General features: G+C 61.6%; 17 protein-coding genes and 1 pseudogene. 7 read left to right on the top strand and 11 right to left on the bottom strand.

What is annotated here, in order from left to right:
- Positions 1–16: 16 nt before the first annotated feature.
- Positions 17–625 carry a hypothetical protein gene (locus tag AB4Y87_RS24295; protein ID WP_442006791.1) on the top strand — a complete coding sequence of 203 codons (609 nt, stop codon included), beginning with the start codon at positions 17–19 and terminating at the stop codon, positions 623–625.
- A gap of 60 nt (positions 626–685) precedes the next feature.
- Positions 686–1,147, top strand: coding sequence for a DUF3817 domain-containing protein (locus tag AB4Y87_RS24290; protein ID WP_442006790.1), 462 nt, complete (start codon positions 686–688; stop codon positions 1,145–1,147).
- A 131-nt stretch (positions 1,148–1,278) separates the two neighbouring features.
- On the opposite strand, the gene AB4Y87_RS24285 is transcribed toward AB4Y87_RS24290, so the two are convergent.
- Positions 1,279–2,910: an IS1634 family transposase gene (locus tag AB4Y87_RS24285; protein ID WP_442006789.1), complete on the bottom strand. Its 1,632-nt coding sequence runs from the start codon at positions 2,908–2,910 to the stop codon at positions 1,279–1,281.
- Positions 2,911–3,176: 266 nt separating this feature from the next.
- Here AB4Y87_RS24285 and AB4Y87_RS24280 point away from each other — a divergent pair, with 266 nt between their 5' ends.
- Positions 3,177–4,325: a Fic family protein gene (locus tag AB4Y87_RS24280; RefSeq protein WP_442006788.1), complete on the top strand. Its 1,149-nt coding sequence runs from the start codon at positions 3,177–3,179 to the stop codon at positions 4,323–4,325.
- Here AB4Y87_RS24280 and AB4Y87_RS24275 read toward each other — a convergent pair.
- The 7 genes from AB4Y87_RS24275 to AB4Y87_RS24245 form a co-directional block, all read right to left on the bottom strand.
- Positions 4,322–5,287, bottom strand: a complete 966-nt coding sequence (locus AB4Y87_RS24275; protein WP_442006787.1) for a hypothetical protein — start codon at positions 5,285–5,287, stop codon at positions 4,322–4,324. The genes AB4Y87_RS24280 and AB4Y87_RS24275 overlap by 4 nt on opposite strands.
- Positions 5,284–5,958, bottom strand: coding sequence for a DUF6318 family protein (locus AB4Y87_RS24270; protein ID WP_442006786.1), 675 nt, complete (start codon positions 5,956–5,958; stop codon positions 5,284–5,286). Before AB4Y87_RS24270 ends, AB4Y87_RS24275 begins: the two co-directional genes overlap by 4 nt.
- Before the next feature lie 123 nt (positions 5,959–6,081).
- Complete coding sequence (locus AB4Y87_RS24265; RefSeq protein ID WP_442006785.1) at positions 6,082–6,288, bottom strand: hypothetical protein; 207 nt, start codon at positions 6,286–6,288, stop codon at positions 6,082–6,084.
- 10 nt (positions 6,289–6,298) lie between these two features.
- Positions 6,299–6,517 carry a hypothetical protein gene (locus AB4Y87_RS24260; protein ID WP_442006784.1) on the bottom strand — a complete coding sequence of 73 codons (219 nt, stop codon included), beginning with the start codon at positions 6,515–6,517 and terminating at the stop codon, positions 6,299–6,301.
- 179 nt (positions 6,518–6,696) lie between these two features.
- Positions 6,697–7,074, bottom strand: a complete 378-nt coding sequence (locus AB4Y87_RS24255; RefSeq protein WP_442006783.1) for an RNA-binding S4 domain-containing protein — start codon at positions 7,072–7,074, stop codon at positions 6,697–6,699.
- Between the two features lie 134 nt (positions 7,075–7,208).
- A complete protein-coding gene (locus tag AB4Y87_RS24250) occupies positions 7,209–8,312 on the bottom strand; it encodes a sulfite oxidase (protein WP_442006782.1) in 1,104 nt (367 codons plus the stop codon).
- A gap of 161 nt (positions 8,313–8,473) precedes the next feature.
- The gene (locus AB4Y87_RS24245) at positions 8,474–9,508 is read right to left on the bottom strand and encodes an aldo/keto reductase (protein ID WP_442006781.1); all 1,035 of its coding nucleotides are present in this window, start codon (positions 9,506–9,508) and stop codon (positions 8,474–8,476) included.
- Between the two features lie 247 nt (positions 9,509–9,755).
- On the opposite strand from AB4Y87_RS24245, the gene AB4Y87_RS24240 reads away from it, so the two are divergent.
- Positions 9,756–10,247: a flavin reductase family protein gene (locus tag AB4Y87_RS24240; RefSeq protein WP_431116957.1), complete on the top strand. Its 492-nt coding sequence runs from the start codon at positions 9,756–9,758 to the stop codon at positions 10,245–10,247.
- On the opposite strand, the gene AB4Y87_RS24235 is transcribed toward AB4Y87_RS24240, so the two are convergent.
- Positions 10,244–11,131 carry a hypothetical protein gene (locus AB4Y87_RS24235; RefSeq protein WP_442006780.1) on the bottom strand — a complete coding sequence of 296 codons (888 nt, stop codon included), beginning with the start codon at positions 11,129–11,131 and terminating at the stop codon, positions 10,244–10,246. The two genes, AB4Y87_RS24240 and AB4Y87_RS24235, sit on opposite strands and share 4 nt — an antisense overlap.
- 187 nt (positions 11,132–11,318) lie before the next feature.
- Between AB4Y87_RS24235 and AB4Y87_RS24230 the strand changes: the two genes are divergently transcribed.
- On the top strand, positions 11,319–11,723 hold the full coding sequence (locus tag AB4Y87_RS24230) for a YchJ family protein (RefSeq protein WP_442006779.1): 405 nt from the start codon (positions 11,319–11,321) through the stop codon (positions 11,721–11,723).
- A gap of 4 nt (positions 11,724–11,727) precedes the next feature.
- On the opposite strand, the gene AB4Y87_RS24225 is transcribed toward AB4Y87_RS24230, so the two are convergent.
- On the bottom strand, positions 11,728–13,692 hold the full coding sequence (locus AB4Y87_RS24225; RefSeq protein WP_442006778.1) for an acyl-CoA dehydrogenase family protein: 1,965 nt from the start codon (positions 13,690–13,692) through the stop codon (positions 11,728–11,730).
- A 63-nt stretch (positions 13,693–13,755) separates the two neighbouring features.
- Entirely contained in the window at positions 13,756–14,058 is a 303-nt protein-coding gene (locus AB4Y87_RS24220) for a hypothetical protein (protein ID WP_431116953.1), read from the bottom strand.
- 301 nt (positions 14,059–14,359) lie between these two features.
- Here AB4Y87_RS24220 and AB4Y87_RS24215 point away from each other — a divergent pair, with 301 nt between their 5' ends.
- Together AB4Y87_RS24215 and AB4Y87_RS24210 are read left to right on the top strand one after the other, a co-directional pair.
- The gene (locus AB4Y87_RS24215) at positions 14,360–15,817 is read left to right on the top strand and encodes a DUF3375 family protein (protein ID WP_442006777.1); all 1,458 of its coding nucleotides are present in this window, start codon (positions 14,360–14,362) and stop codon (positions 15,815–15,817) included.
- A pseudogene (locus AB4Y87_RS24210) lies at positions 15,810–16,685 on the top strand (DUF4194 domain-containing protein); the annotation flags it as partial. The gene AB4Y87_RS24215 and the pseudogene AB4Y87_RS24210, both read left to right, overlap by 8 nt.
- Positions 16,686–16,865 lie beyond the last annotated feature (180 nt).

The raw sequence follows: 16,865 nt of genomic DNA, 5'->3' as shown, positions 1-16,865 counted from the left end.
GCGCATAATGTCATGCATGACGGCCAGTAACCCCGCTGGAAGCAAACCGCATGGATCCCGCATCACCGTCGAGGTGCCTGTCTTCCGCATCGGCGCCGGGCAAACCGACTACGAGGGACTCAACCGCTACGTCGACTTCCTCCGGAAGCCGCAAGGACTCCACATGACGCTGCTGCACGTGGGTATCCTCGATGATCTGGTCCAGGACATTGAAGCCTGGACCAAAGGAATGTTCCGGTCAGAGAATGTACTTCCCGAGCTTGTGGGTTGGTTGACAGAGTTGCCTGTATTGCAGGGTTTTCTGGGGAAATCGGACAAACTCATCCCTCTGGGCGGTGGCCGTCTTATGGGACTGGAAGTGGACGTTCCTCAAGAGGTTCACGACTATCAGGCTCTTCTCGTTCAGGGGCTCCATGTGCTCTTGGATGACCTGGGCCTGGATAACATCGACGACTTCATCCTGAGCTCACCCGCCCTTGGCTACAGGTCACCCCGCTGGTTGCCCCATATCGCCGTCGGCAAGGCCCGGACCCGCCATGAGCCGCCCATGGAGATTGCTCCAGTGCCCGTTGAATTCGGGGATTCGCAGATCCGGCACCGGGACTCGCTTCCTCTCCCGGGGTGAACGTGTTTGTCCTGTCACGGTAAATTGGACGGGACTCCCGTTTCCCAGCCAAGGACTTCCATGCAGCCCCGCACCCTGTTTCGTACCGTTGCTTTTGCCGAAGCTGTGACGTGGACGCTGCTGCTGATTGGGCTGTTCCTTAAGTACGTCACCCACACCACGGAGGTAGGCGTCAGCATAGCCGGAGGCATTCATGGCTTTGTCTTCCTTTGCTATGCAGCAACAGCCGCTTTCACTTGGATCAACCAGAAATGGCCGGCCCGAACGGGTCTGCTTGCCATCGTCTCTGCCGTGATCCCGTACGTCACTATTCCCGTGGAAAAGTCGCTCGACCGTCGGGGTCTCCTTGCCGGCGGTTGGCGCTTTGCCCCTGGGGGAGAGGAACCTCAAGGCGGGCTGGAGAAAGGGCAGGCTTGGATCCTGGGAAACCCGATCCTGGCCATTGCGATTGTCTTGGTGGGCGTGGCTGGCGTGTTCAGCTTCCTCCTGTTCATGGGCCCGCCGGATACCTGGTTCTCCTGATCCAGCTTCGCTCTGTGGCTTCCTGACCTTCTTTGCACCCGCTCTTCGGCGACCAAGCTTTACAAGCGATGGGAAGCATATTGGACATGCTTCCCATCGCTGCTCTTGAAAGCCTGACTTGGCTCATTTCCTTAGTGCGTGATTTTTGGACCGTGGATCGCGTCGAGGATGGCTTGCTCGTCGGTGGAAATGTCGGGAGCGAATCTCTGTTTGGTGCCGTTGATGGCGATGGTCGCTGAGCGCAGGGGCCGGAGTTGTTTGACGACGTTGGCGATCGCCAGTCCGGTCCTGTTCTGGACGGTTCTGGATACTGCCAGCGCGGTGAACACGATCGTCAGGTGTGCCTCGATCGCGTCCCGGGTGCGGTGAAACATGGGCCTGGCCCGCAGGTCTGTCTTGCTCATTCGGAAGGACTGCTCGACATGCCACAGGTCGTGGTAGGAAGCAATGACTTCCGTCGCGGCCATGGCCGTTGCGGGGATGTTTGTGACGTAGCCCTTCAGGCCGGCCAGCTGCCGGGCGCGTGTCAATGATGCCTCGTCGAGGCTGCGTTTGCCGCCGGCTGTCTTCACGAACCGCGGGGTGCGGGCAGCTTTCTGTCCCTCGATGACCTCGCGGGCCCGGTTCTCCTGGGCCGTGAGGGTGGTGGCGTCGCGGACCGCTCTCTTGCGGGAGTAGGCCCACACGGCCCGCCACGAGCCGGGGTGGATGGCGGGGTCCCAGACGGGCTCGGCGCGCAGGTCGGGGTTGTTCTCCTTGGTGTGGCCGGTTCTGGGGGTGATGGTGTCGATCAGCTGACCGTCGCTGAACGCGTCGCCGTGCCAGCGGAAGTGCGAGGCCAGGTCGGTCGGGGCCTTCGTCATCCGGGAGCCGACGATGAAGCGCAGGTTCGCCTCGTCCAGTTCGCGAAGGTTGCCGGCGGAGAGCATGCCGGCGTCGGCGACGACGACCATGTCGGCCAGGCTGTGGCGGGCCTGGAACTGCTTGATGATCGGGATCATGGTCGCGGTCTCGGCTTTGTTGCCTTCGAAGCAGCCGATCTCCAGCGGGAAACCGCGCCGGTCCACGAGCAGGCCGACGACGATMTGGGGGTCGACCCTGCGCTCCTTGGAATAGCCGACCTTGCGCAGTTCGTCTTCGTTCTCGGCCTCGAAGTAGAGCGTAGTGACGTCGTAGAGCACCAGGGAGATGTCCCCGTCGGTGCTGGCGTGCTGGAAGCACCAGGTCGCGATCCGGTCGCGGTACTTGCCCGCTGCGGCCCGGCCCAGGGTGCGTTTCATGGTCGCGTAGCTGGCCGGAGACTGGCCCAGGTCCCGAAGGATTCTGCCGGCATCCAGCAGAGATGTCGGTTCCACGACACGGGCGATCACCAGGTCCCGGAACACCTCGTCGCCGAGGCCATCGAATCCCAACGCTGTAAACACGCCGGCCAACGCATCGAACAGGATCCGCGAGTCCGTGCCGACCACCCGTCCCGGACCATCACGACCGGCTGGCGTCACCGCGCCGGCCGCCTCGAACAAGCCCTGCCGGGCAGGGACAACCAGGCCCTTCACTGCAGGGGTGGGCTCAACACCGAGATCCAGGACGCCCTGGGCAGGATTATCCAGCAGCTCACGGGCGCGCTCGAGCAGCATGCCAAGCTCTGCCTCCGTATGCGCCGAGCCGACGTGCTCCACGATCCGCTGACGGCCGCGAACATACTCGGCGATCTGCACTGCCGTCGCTCCCGAGGCCGTCCGCACCCTCCTGATGAACACCACACCGGTGACACTAGAACAAAACCCCTTAGTGCGTGAAAAAGCAGCATTCCGCCAACATCACCGCAGGTCAGAGCCTCGACCCACCCCGAAGCCACGAGCCGTGAGCCAAGTCAGGTGAAAGGCAGCCCTTTCGAAGCAGGAACTTAATTCCAGATCAGTGCAACATTAAATCTTTCAGCGCGAACCAGCGGCAAACCCCCCGCAGTACAGGGCTAGGATTGGGTACGGAATTAATTGTTACAAACCGTTATCGAAAGTTCTGAGTCGTGAAGCCGATCGAGTTTCCAGAGTTTCCGTTCAACTCTCCCCTGGCTAAGTCCATCATTCAGCTTGAGCGAGTACGAGCCGATCTGGGCGAAGGAACCACACCGCCGGAGCTTTACTCTCAGCTCCGGAAGTTGTTCCAGTTACTCTCGAGCATCATGAGTGCCCGGATCGAAGGGAACAGGACTTCAATTGTTGATGCCGTCTCAGGGGTCCAACGGGCTGGTCGCGAAAACATCAAGCAAGTCGATGATGTTCAGGAGATCGTGCAGCTGCAGGAGGCAACCACTTTCGTCGATTCAGTCGTGGAGCGCGGGACCAATCTGACCCATGGCTTTGTGAGGGAACTGCACAGAATCTCAGTCGAAGGATTGGAGCGCGAGGGAGACAGGACGCCGGGAATGTACCGTGTGTCGGATGTGACCATTAGTGGCTCGGCTCATCGTCCTCCTTCCCCGGGAGATGTCCACAGTGACATGACCGCCCTTCTCGACTTCATTAACGCCGACGTGGACCAGAACTATGAGTTGTTGAAGATTGCTTTGGCCCATCATCGCTTCGTTTGGATACATCCCTTCGGAAACGGAAATGGTCGTGTAGGCAGGCTTTTGACCTATGCCGCGATGCGTAGGCAAGGCTTTTCGGAAAGCGCGGGTTACCGGACCCTGAACCCGACAGTCGTGTTCGGAGAGAACCGGGAACTCTACTACGAGCGGCTGGAGGACGCTGATTCCCTTCTGCCCGATTCATTGATTCGATGGGCTACATACGTTCTCGAGGGCCTGCTGAACGACCTCACCAGACTGTCAAAGCTGGGGAACAAAGAGTATGTAACGAACTCTCTATTGATTCCGGCCATCCAGCGCGGGCTGGAAGTGGCGCGTTTTACTAAGGCGGAAACAGATGCTCTCATCATCATTGCCCAGAAGACTGAGGTGAAGGCGGCGGACCTCCAACCCGCGTTCCCTGGTTCTGCGGCATCCCGGAGCCAAGGAATCCGGAGACTCTTGGAGCGAGGAGTCATCGAACCCATTGGTGACGGAAGGCGAAGCTACCGGCTTCGCCTAGCGCCCAGTGAATTGACACCGCTCTTGGTGAGGGAACTGGACAGAAGGGACTTCCTACCTGCCATTCTGCAGGAGTCACTCTAAAGTCCTGGAGCGTCGGGGCAGCCCCAGGATTTGGGGTTTTCCTGGCAGGTGTCGGCGACGAGCGCTTTTTCTGTTTTCCAGACCTGGATGGTTTTGGGTGCTGTGGTGAGGTCCAGGGTTCCGTTGATGGGCAGTGGGGGTCCGTTGTTTACGGAGTAGGTTCCGGTGAAGCTGGTGGTGATGGTGGCGGGGTAGTTCCCTGTTGCCGTGTAGATGTGGCTGGTGCGGGTGTCGTTGAGGAGCCAGTCGGCTTCGGGGATGGCGTAGCCGGCTACCGGGGTGGGGCCGAGGGTGGTGGTGTCGCCGAAGTTGTAGGTGTAGCTGGCCGGGGTTGCTGTCAGGTGGACTGCCTGGCCGAGGATGGTGACGTCGAAGGCTTGTTCGGTGGCGGTGGTGTAGAAGTTCGTTGGTCCACCCTTGAGGGTGTGGGGGAAGGGTTGGGCTTCGAGGGTTCCGGGGTTGACGGGGAGTTGGCGGAAGTCGTTCAGGATCCGGGCTGCGATGTTGGCCAGGACGTTCTCGGGTTTGGCGTCGTACAGGCACGTGGGTCCGCTGATTGCCCTATAGTCTGTCCAGTCCGGATTTGAGATGGCCTTTGGTGCTTTTTTCCACACAACAGGAGTTCCTTCTGCGCCTCCCTCCGTTGTGGGTGGGCACTCTAGTCCCTGGCAGCCCAAGCCTCCACCGCCGGCACGGCAAAGCGTATCTGGCTTGTACTGGTAGGGATCCTCGGCTCCGGACGAACCGTCCAGCTTTGGCGCCGATTTTCCGGTGGCGGGATCGAATTGCCACACAGCGCCCACATAAGCCGAGCCCTCCTGGAAACCTGCGTCCGGGGCAGATTCTGCCTTGGACTGGGTCTTCGGTTCCAGAGTGACCGTGGTGGCTGCTGCGTACTCGAAGGTTGGAATGACAAGTGTGACCGCAAGTAAAACAGCGTACGAAGCCTTCAGAAAAATCATCGGATGATGCCCACGTCTGTGGTCCGCCAAGAACCGTCACGATAGTCAGCAAAGAAGGCAGCCGCGTCATTGGTTGCTACGGTCGCCGAACGACTTTCCGATCCACCGGGATCGAAGTAGTGAATTTCCTGCTGAATTACCTGCACCTTGCCCTGCTGCGAAGACAATGCTGGATCCCAGAGGACCTCGACTACCGGCGTCTGAAAGCTTCCCCCCACGAGCCAACGATTGTCGGTGTGGTTGGCGTTTATGGATTTTACGAGGTGTTCGCAGAGCACACATGTCCTCGAAGAATGCTCCGTCACGCCAGTCGTTTCGCCTGTCTCGTATGCGTAGCTGAACAACTGAAACCAGTACCGGATAAAGGCCTCAAGCCCAGCCTTCGAGTTCTCCTTCGCCAGCGCGGGGATCACTGGCACCGGCACGTTCTGTGCTTTGCCCTTCGCGTCGGCTGGCCTATACGCAGCGGCGGGAGTGGCACGCCCTGAAGATTCAGTAGCCGAAGGACCTGGCGACAAAACGCCCGAGGTAGGCGTCGTCGTCGAGCTTGATTCGGAAGGAGAGCCGCCGGGCGGCCCGCCCTGACAACCAGTGAGAAGCAACGCGGCTGTGAGTCCGAAGACCGCTCCTCGAATGCGGGCATGTGAAGAATAGGCAAAAAGGCGTGACATGACAGGCTCCCCCAGCAACTGTTTGGCGATGTGTCGGCCAGTCTAGGCGGGGGAAAGGGAGGGTTTCACGTCGAAGGGGACCGCTTGTGGATAACTATTGTTCGTGGAGCTGTTGCCCGGAGTTTACGAGACGCCGCGCCGAGGGCTCTCTGCTGCGAGCTGCCTGACCCAGTCGGGAGTTTCCTTTCCGAGGCGTCGGTCTGTGACCAGTCGTAGCTGGGCGGCCGCGATTTGCACCCCGCGGTCACGCGCCGCGGCGCCACGGTCGATTCTGCCGGTTTCCCCGGTCCCTGCGCCGTGGTGTGCTGGTGCTCTCATTGGCTCCGTCATCGCCAACCCCTTATCTGGTGTCGCTTGCCGTCGGTTCATTGTTGCCCGTTTTCGGGTTGGGGTCCAGCTCAACATCGAGGTCCGGGTCGGGGTAACTGGGCGGGACTTCGGGTGGCGATAGGCCATCCATCTTTGTCGATTCTGCCGCTTCTTCCAGTGGATAACTCCAAGCCACAGTTATGAATTCAACTTCTTCACGGCTTGGTGTTGATTCGGCCAATACAGTCATTACCTGAAGGCCCACCTGTGCGCGGCGGGGTTCTTGGGAAAGGATGCTGTCGAAAGCCCACTCAGCCCGTCGCCACCATTCGGCCCTGTTATCGGACCCGGTCTTTTGTCGCAGGGACCTCCACCAAGCTAAATGGCCGCTAGCCAGCAATACAGCCATCGGGGGCTGTATGTGGACAATTAACCCCGCAATTTCTCCATATCCCGCCTGTCCTTCTTGGTGGGTCGGCCGGCACCGCGGTCGCGCTGGGGAAGGCCAAGCTTCGGGGCAACGGGCCGCGGGGGAGTGTGGTCGGTGAAGCAGTGCGACGCAGCCTCGGCGCCGACGCGTTTCGCGATTAGCCGCCGTACTTCGAGGATCCGTTCCCAGCCCGATTCGCGGACCCGGACGGTGTCGCCGATGATCACGGTTTGCGAGGCCTTCACCGAATTTCCATTGATCCGGATGTGGCCGGCACGGCAGGCGGCGGTGGCCGCGGATCGGGTCTTGTAAGCGCGGATCGCCCACAACCAGGCATCGACGCGGACGTTTGCCGGGGATGATGTCGGGATACTCATGATTGGGAAGAGTCTAACCGGCGCTAGCAAGACCCGCGAGAACGCCGAAACGTGCGAGTACAAGGGGAAGCCACCGAGCACGCCGGAGAGTTCCGGCGATCACGCAGCTCACCGGCGTTCCCGGCGAGAAAAACCTACCGAACCGTCACCTCAACCCGCTGGGCCATGTTGTTCCCGATGCCCTGGTAGTTCCACACCTGGTCACTCGGCTGCAGCGCACCCGAGGAGTCCATCGCACGGCACCGCAACTCGTGCTCTCCCGGGCTCGCGACCCACACCATAGTCCAGGATCGCCAAGCAAAGTCACCTACAGCAGGTTCCAGATGGCCCGGCATCCATTCGCCGTCGATCCCCACCTCCACCCGTTCCACTTCGCCGTGACCGGACCACGCCCTGCCGTGCAGCATCACAGGACCGGCATCCACTACCCGGCGTCGGGTAAAGAAATCAGGAATCCCGGGCGGCACCATCAGGGAGCGGACGCGAATGTGCGACACGGGCAAACCTGGCCCATCGGGTCCCTGAAGGTAGTGATACGCCACGGCCTGTTGGAATCCCATGAAACGTGAAGTCACTGCATCGATGGAGGTCAACCACTTCACGCTTGCCATGCCATACCAGCCGGGCACCAACAGCCGCAGCGGGAAACCGTGCTGGATCGGTAGCGGGTTGCCGTTCATGGCGTAGACCAACATGACTTCGGGATGCATCGCTTCGGCAATCGAAAGACTACGGGCGTATGGTTCCTCCACTCCACCCTGGATACCGCTGTCGGCGCCGGTAAAGACAAGTTCGACGGCGTCACTCGCCAACCCTGCCTCCTCCAGCAGTGGTGCCAAAGGAGTTCCAGTCCATTCCGCAGTGCCTACAGCTCCCAACACCCAGGGCTGGCTGAGGGGGCGAGGCTGCAGGAGCGAGCGTCCATTTCCGGCGCACTCCATGGTGACGGGCATCGTGACAGAGGGCCGCGACTTGATGTCGTCGAGGCTCAGTTCCAAGCTGTGATTAACCGCCCCACCGAGCCGCAGGCGCCATGCCTCAGCGGAAACGTGCGGGATGTCGAAGTGAATCAGCAGGTAGTGCAGCCCCGCTGGCGTGATGTCGTCGTGGAGGGCTTCGAGCGGCATTGAATGGTTGCGGCCAGAGAGCTGCAACTCTTCGCGGGTCAGGGGGCCTTCGGTCGGCTGTCCCGTGATGACGGCTTTCGCCGCGTCTTGCTTGACATGGTGTTTGGACATGGGAGGCGGCGTTCTACTGGACCTGACGCTGCGGGCGTGCCGCAGCACTTAGGACAAGGATCACGCGGGGACCCAATGCCGTCAATAGGCGATTGCGAGGCCCGGTATGCGTTGTCTGCGAGCAAAGAAGCGCGCAGGGCGGGCCCGCAACGGGAGCCGAGCTAGCGGCGTCGAAGCTCCGGGTACTCCAGATGGGGAGCAACCGTGCCGGCGTCCCGCTCAAGGAAGTTGACGGCGGGGGCCACGATGTCATCGATTTCATCCAAAACCGCGTCGTTGAGCACCACATCGGCGGCCTTCAAGTAGTCGGTGAGATGGTCCTCGGTCCGCGGTCCAATGATCACACTGGTGACGGCTGGATGGTTCAACGCAAAGGCCACAGCGAGCTGGATGAGGGTCAGTCCGTACCTGGCGGCCAGTTGTGCGAGTGCGTCTGCCCCGTGCAGCTTGCCTTGGTTGAAGGGCGCGTTCACATCGAACCGGCCGGGCACAGCGGCCGAACGCGAGCTTTCGGGCTGGCCCGCGCCAACGCGGTAACCGCCAGCCAGCCACCCGCCGTCGAGCGGTCCATAACTCAAAACCCCGACGCCGTACTGCTGGGTGATGGGGAAAACGTCGCGTTCGTTGGCGCGAACCAAAAGCGAATAGGGAACCTGATCCACCACCGGCGGCGTCAGGTGGTTGGTGTTCGCGATCCACTGTGCCTCGACGAGCTGCGCGGGGCTGAACACCGAGGTGCCGTAGTAGAGGATCTTGCCCTGCCGGATGAGATCGTTCAGGGTGGTGATGGTCTCAAGGAGATCGGTGTTGTAGTCGGGACGGTGCGCTTGGTAGAGATCGATCCTGTCCGTGTTGAGCCGCCTCAAGCTGTCCTCCACAGCCCGGACAATCCACCGACGCGAATTTCCGGCATGCGCTGGGTTGGACCCCATCTGGCCATGGAATTTGGTGGCGAGGAATACGTCGTCGCGCCTTCCTTGGATTGCCTGGCCTACCACGACTTCCGCCTCGCCCTGCGAGTAAATATCGGCGGTGTCGATGCTGGTGATGCCGCCGTCGAGCGCAGCCTGGATTATGCGGATGCTCTCCGCAGGTCCCGTGGGAGCGGTGCCGGTGCCGAAGTTCAAGGTACCCAGGGTGAGAGGGCTGATCAGGGCGCCAGTGCGTCCAAGCGTTCGTAGCTCGTTGAGGCTCATGTCGGCTTCCTGTGGTGGGTCAAGGGGATGTCCAATCGAGGCTACACACGGCCGTAGGACGCCCAAATGCAAACGGTAGAACTTCTTCGTTTTTCGTCTTGCGGGGTAATGGAAGGGGCATTAGTTCGCGACATTTCTTGACATGCGGCAACACAAATGTCTTTCGAATCAACAAATATTGCGGTTGCCGGAAGCGGGTGAATTATGGGAAAGGAACTCAAGCAACGCACGATAGGGGACAGCAAAAATGACACAGACGACCGTGGAAGAAACGGCAGCCATCAAGGCTGCATTTGCGCAGTTCCCGTCCGGAGTGGCTGCCTTCAGTGCCATGGTGGATTTCACGCCGGAGGCATTGGTGGCATCGTCCTTCACGGTGGGAGTGTCACTGGAACCGCCGTTGGTGATGTTCGCAGTGCAGAACTCCTCCACAACGTGGCCCAAGCTTCGGCAGGCCAGCCGGTTGGGTGTGTCCGTGCTGGCCGAGGGTCAGGAAGCGGCCTGCCTTCAGCTGTCCTCCAAAACCCGGGACCGCTTCGCGGGATTGTCCACCAGCGTCAGTGACTCAGGGGCCGTTCTGATCGACGGCGCGGTGCTGGGTTTCGAGTGCGAGGTTGTCTCCGAGACGCCCGCCGGGGACCACGCGATCGTTGTCCTCGAGGTCAAAGCGACCACCATCAACCACGAATCCAAACCACTGATCTACCACGGAGCAGCGTTCCGGCAGCTCGCCGCTTAGGAGTTGCGGCTTACCCCGCTGAGCGAACCCTTACGGACCGGGCTCGAAGACTTTCCATTCTTGGAAGTGTTCGGGCCCGATTTCTTGGAGTTGTTCCCTTGGGCCGAGCTGTTTCCTTGGCCGGATTTCGTGGATGCGGGACCGGACTTTTTCGGTCCGCTGTCCCCAATCGGACCACTGCCGGGAGACTGCTGCGCATCCGGGGCCTTCGGGGCGGGTGGTTCCTCATTGCTGGACGGCGGTGTTGGCTCGCCCACCTCACGGACCGTTACCTTGATGGCGGGCGGTTCCTCTGCCTTTGCGCGCTCGGCCGCCCTCCGGTCAGCTTCCGCGACGGCGTCGGCCCAGTCCTTCGCAAGCACGGGGGGTTCCTTGCTGGCGGCCACGAGCAAGGGGTGGTGGGCGGTCTGTGTTTCGACCACTTCCTTAACCTGGGCAGGCTTGGGTACCTTCCTGGGGCTAACCTTCCACGCACCGTCCTTGACGGCAGAAGCGGCATCCGAGGCCCGGCGTCGAACATCGCCAAAGCGATCCTTCTTGGGCTCTGCCACAACAGGATGGGCTGCCACCTCGGCAGTGGAACCGGTAGGAACGTAGGCAAGATCTTCAAGAGGTGACTCAACAGCGTGACTGGAGTAATCGACGTCGTCACCCGCCAAAGCGGGTACGTGTTCCGGAGCAGGAGGCAGATGAACGATGGCGACCGTTTCCTTCTTGGGGAAGACGCCGATCATCGCCAGGAGAATCACTGACACAAGCCGTCCGACTCCGGCAACTACCAGAGTGATGATGATGACCAACCCGAGGCCCAGGAACATGAGGATAGCCATCCCCACCGTGCCCAAATATGTCAGGTTGATGGCGAGTGTTGTCGGATCCTCCACGTAGCCTCCCCTGGCAGTCGTTTTGCGATGCGCGCATTGCCCACCCAGCTTGCACATCTAGCCTAAGGTCCAGCACCGACGGAATCACGCCCCGCACCACCCTCTGGCAGGGGTTGTTTCGAAGCTGTTACATGGCGTGGGAAAATATGTTGTCCAGCTCTCATTTTCAGCCTCGGATTGGGACAACGTGACCCCTGATTTCAGCCGACTCCGCAACGGTGCGTGCCCCTGCCTCTCGGGGGAGCAGTATGAGGATTGTTGTGGACGCTTCCATGGCGGCGAGACTGAAGCGCCCACAGCCGAGCAGCTCATGCGGTCCCGGTATTCGGCGTTCGTCGTCCTCCATCCGGAGTACCTCCTGCGTACCTGGCACGCCTCTACTCGCCCGGCTTCCATGGAGCTGGACGCGGACATGCAATGGAGAAGGCTCGACATCCTGGGTAAGTCCAAGGGTGGGCCTTTGGACACCACGGGGACCGTTGATTTCGCTGCGCACTACCGGTCCGACGGCGAACGGGGAGTGCAGCGCGAACACAGCCGTTTCGTACGCGAGGACAAGCGCTGGTATTACGTGGACGGGGACGTCCTGTAGCGGGCTACCGATACTTGCGGTGCAGGTTCTCCTTGCTTGAGGCGCCCGGGGAAGCATCGGCGATCCACGGCCCGGTTCCTTCGGACTGATCCAGGACCCCGGCCTCCAGCCAGGCGTAATCGCCGGCGAGGACTTTGCGCGAAAGCTGGTGGTCGCCGTCGTCGGTGTTTCGCCACAGCTGGTCGAAGTATTCGTCCACCCGCACACGGGCCTGCTCACAGTAGGCATCGGCGAGCTCAAAGGCCGCCGCGCCGTGTTCCGGGTGCGTACGGAGCAGCATTTCGGCCCGAGAACAGCATGCCGCCATGGCGAACAGTTCGGCGCCGATGTCCACGATCCTGCCCAGGAACGCTTGTTTGTGTTCCAGTTTCGCTTGCCAGCGCCCCATGCCGTAGAAAGTCTGCCGGGCGAGCCGGCGCGAGGACCTTTCAACAAACCGCAGGTGCTTGCCCAATCGCCCGAACTCACCGTAGGAGCGCGGATCCATGCCTGCTCCGGCAACGAGTTTCGGCAGCCAGCGTGCATAGAAACCTGAAGCCCCGACGGCGGCCCTCGCCTTGTCCTGCAGGCTGGCATCCGCTGAGGCGAGGTCGCCCGCGGCGGCAAGGTGTGCGTCCACGGCTTCGCGGGCGATGAGGAGTTTCATGATCTCGCTGGAACCCTCGAAGATCCGGTTGATGCGGAGGTCCCGGAGGAGTTGCTCGGCAGCTACGGYGCGTTCCCCCCTTGCTTCAAGGGATTCGGCGGTTTCAAAGCCACGGCCGCCGCGGATCTGAACCAGTTCATCGGCGATCCGGCAGCTCAGTTCAGTGGACCAGAGCTTGGCCAGCGCGGCTTCGATGCGCACGTCCTTTTGGCCGGCGTCTGCCATCTCGGCTGACAGTTCAAACACAGCTTCCAACGCGAAGGTGGTGGCGGCGATGAACGCAATCTTCTTTCCTACGGCCTCGTGCTTGCCCACCGGGCGGCCCCATTGTGTCCGCGCGTTGGACCATTCACGGGCGATCTTCAGGCTCCATTTTCCAGCGGCAACGCACAGACCAGGGATGGAAAGGCGTCCGGTATTGAGGGTGGTGAGGGCGATTTTGAGGCCTTGACCTTCGCGGCCCAGACGGTTCTCCACCGGCACACGCACTTGGTGGAAACGGGTCACACCATTCTCGATGCCGCGCAGGCCCATAAAGCTGTTCCGGTTTTCCACGGTGATGCCCGGGGAGTCCATCTCCACGACGAACGCGGAGATGCCGCCCTTGTGCGTGGTGCCGTCGGCGTCGGTGTGGGCAGGAACCCTGGCCATAACAACCACGAGCTCGGCGATCACCCCGTTGGTGGTCCAGAGTTTCACGCCGTCCAAAAGGTAAGACCGGCCGTCGTCCGAGAGTACGGCAGTGGCGCCCATCCTGGCGGGGTCGCTGCCGACGTCGGGCTCCGTCAGGAGGAAAGCCGTAATGGCGCCGGCAGCGCAGCGGGGAAGGTATTCCTGCTTTTGCTCCGGCGTGCCGAATTCCTTGACCGGCTCCGGAACCCCGATGGATTGATGCGCCGAAATCAGTGCGCCAAGGCTCGGATGAACGGATCCAACCAGAGCGAGTGCGCGGCCATAGTAGACCAAGGACAGTCCCAGGCCGCCGTACTCGCGGGGAATTTTCATGCCGAAAACGCCAAGGTCCGCGAGGCCTGCAAGGTACTCGTCCGGGATCTTCGCGTCGCGTTCGATCACCCGTCCGGACATGGACCTGCAGAACGCCTCCAGCTTGGCCATGAACTCTTCGCCGCGCTCCACGTCCTCCGTTTTGGCTTGTGGCCATGGGTGGATCAGGCTGAGGTCGAAGCTACCCAAGTACAGGCCCTTGGCAAAGCTGGGCCGGTTCCATTCAGTTTCGCGGGCGGCCTCGGCGACGGCGCGGGCTTCTTCTGCTGTGGCGTTGACGCTTGCGGCGGTGAGACTGTTGTCAGTAGCGGACGTCATGGGATAACTCCTCTAGCCGGTTGTGCCGGATGGAGCCAGGGTCCGCCTCGGGTGGGGAACCCTTCAGCTGTCCCTCAATGCTACCCGCGAGTAGCTACCCGTGCTAGGGGAAACCTGGGGCTGGAATTCGGCCGGGATTTCGACGTTTCCTGCATGGTGGACCAAGCTGTCCCACGCAAAATTGATGCCATGCACCAAGCCGCCCAGCACTGCCTTGACCGTGTACCAGGCCATGCCCATGGCGCCGATGAGAACGATAGTTGCTATGGCTGCTGCTGCGATGAACGCCACCAAAATGGCGGCGAAGGCCAGCGTTCCTATGAATACGTAGGTGGCTGTTTCCAGAGCGGTAAAGTCGAAATCCATGGTTCCCCCTATGCGACACTGCTTGGGTAGACGCGGCGTGGCTGCGTCGATGATCTGACACTAGGGGTGGGCGTAGTTTTCGGCCAGCGCAGAATCGCGTCGCAGGCGTGTCGATATGTGATCGAAACCGAACCGGGCGGTATGTTACGGAATGGTTGCGGGGCCAGCCTTCTGATCGTGCTTGGAAGGCTCGACGGCGGCCCTTTCAGTACCGCCCGACGCGGCGGTGATGCTCTGCGTTAACCTTGTACGGGGCAGTTTCCGCTGCCAGCCAGGTTTCGCAGCAGCTGAAGGAGAGTAGTTGTCCCGTTCAGCCATGTCCTCCGCCGACGCCATCAGTGCCCGGCTTCGCGACCTCGAGCAACTAACCAAAGGTCCAGCCTGGGCCCTCACACGTTCGGCCCCTTGGGTGATCGCGGTGCTGCAGGCTTCCTTCACCCGCACCCGGCCGCAGCTTCCGCTGGAAGAGTTCCATGCCGACGTCGACGCCTTCCTTGAGCAGCTCCGCCGCCAGGAACCAGGGCTGGGCGGCCAGCAGAATGGCAAGGCCTTCGGCGACGAATGGACGCGCAAGCAGTTCCTGACACGCCGCAATCAGTCCGGCCAGATCGTCTACGAGGTCACCGAAGCAGCGGCGCGTGTGCTCGCATTCCTGGACAGCCTCTCAAGCGAGCGTTCCACGCTCAACGGTTCCCGCTTGGGCACCCTGCTTGGGGATGTGGAGAAGCTAGCCAACGAGACAAACCCTGACCAAAGCGCACGTTTGGAGGCGCTGGAGGAAGAAATCCAGGAGCGCCAGCAACTCGTCGAAGACATCAGCTCCGGCCAGTTCGACGGCCTCCTGGACGACGAAGAGGCTGTTGAGGCAGCCGGCAACATCCTTGACCTCGCAGCCAGCCTTCCCGCTGACTACAAGAAAATGCGTGACCGCATCGAGGAGTTGGTGGGCGAACTCCGGAACCAGATCATCGAGGAGTCGCTGAGCAAGGGCGCAACCATGGCCCAGGTTCTGGAGGCCGACAAACGTCTGCGTCAAAGTCCCGAAGGCCGAACGTTCCGCTCCTTCACAGCCTTTCTGGAAGACCCGCAGCAGCAGTTGCGTTTCCGCTCTGCGATCGGGGAGGTCCTGAGCCGTCAGTTCGCGGACGATCTTTCGCATGAGGACCGCGAAACGCTGAAGAACCTCGTGGCCGAACTGCGCACCCAGCACAGCCAGATCCAACGGATCTACGGCAAGCTCTCCGAGAGCCTGAACACTTACATCCAGAGCGACGACGTCCGTCAGTCGGTCAGCCTGCGCAAGGTCTTAGCTGAGGCAGAGCAAGCCATCAGGTCCATGCCCTACGAACGTGACCGGCCAGGCCTGGTCCGCGGCCCCGTTCTGTACAACGCCGGCTTCGAGTCATTGGCCATGGTCAAGCTCTTCGACCCCGACGAGTTCGCGACCCCACCCCGCTTGGCGGACCCCATCGCCTTCAGCGATTCGGATCGGGTTCGGTCGGCACGCACCGGCAAGGCCAAGCCTGCTGCTGTGCGGGCCGCGATGGCCGGCGCCACTACGTTGGGCGAGGCGTGGGAAAACCTGCCAGCAGAGGAACGACACATCAACACCGTCCGAACCCTGTTGTCCATGGCGCTGCATGGTGGTGCGGCCTTCGACCGGGCCGCTTGGGAACACATCGACTTCGAACAAATCGACGGCAGTATCCGCACTGCGTACCTGCCTGTCGTCACGCTGAATGAGGATTCTGATGACTGAGGAAATCACGACGACGGACGTCACCGAGGAGGGGCACGTCACCGTTGAGCACGTTGCCGACGAGCACGGCATCGTTGAGGCGGCTGAAGTCGCGGCTGAAACGGCGTCTCACGCCAGCCATGGTGACCCATTCCGGGTCACCCCGCGGGACACATTCGTTGACGGCGCCGCGCTCTTCCCGGGCGACACAGGCGTGCTGACGATGAAGGTCCGTCACGCGCTGGTCAAACTGCTGAAAGGCCCCTACATCGACGGCGGCCGCGACGAGAAGCTCTGGACCACACTCCTGGACAACCAACTCATCCTCCGCAGCCGCCTCTCCGAACTGTTCCTCACTCTCCAGCTCGATCACGACCGCAAGATCGCCGTCCTCCGCCCCGTCGACCCGGAAATCATCGGTGCCAGCTCCCGGTCAAGCATCCTGCGGCAGCAGCGTGCACTGAGCCGCGTGGAAACCATCGTCCTCCTCCGCCTGCGCCTCCTCCTGGACCGTCACGTCACAGCCCAGACGGACCCCACCATCACCCGCGAAGAGATCTCAGACCTCGTCGCCAATTACACCCCCGCAGGCCAACAGGATGCACTCCGCGACTCCGACGTCGTCACCCGCACCATCACCAAACTCCTGGCCCGCCAACTCCTCCTCCCCACCCCCTTGGACGACACGTACACCATCAGCAACGCGCTCCCGCTGGCCCTCCCCTTCGAAAACGTCGGCGACATCCCAGCCCAAATAGAGGCCCTCATAGCGGTAGCCGCCGACGAATCAGGAACAGAGCCGCTGCTGGACGTGGATTCATCAGACACCTCAAACGAGGACGACGCTGCTGACGGGGACGACTCTGATGGTGAGGACGACGACGCTGCTGACGGGCACGACTCTGATGGTGAGGACGACGACGCCGATGCCGCCCCCGCCCCTTCGCCGGACGACTCTGCTGCAAGCAGCGAGCCGCCCGGCTCCGGCAKGCCCGATGCCACTCCCGGGGCGGCATCGGCGTCGTCTACCTTGGGTGCCGACCTCACCGACGTGGACGTACCAGAAGTC

The organism is Paenarthrobacter sp. RAF54_2 (genome assembly GCF_052113945.1).
In the GTDB taxonomy this organism is placed as follows: Bacteria; Actinomycetota; Actinomycetes; order Actinomycetales; family Micrococcaceae; genus Arthrobacter.
The sequence above is the reverse complement of the archived record's forward strand: the minus strand, read 5'-3'. Positions and strand labels throughout refer to the sequence as shown.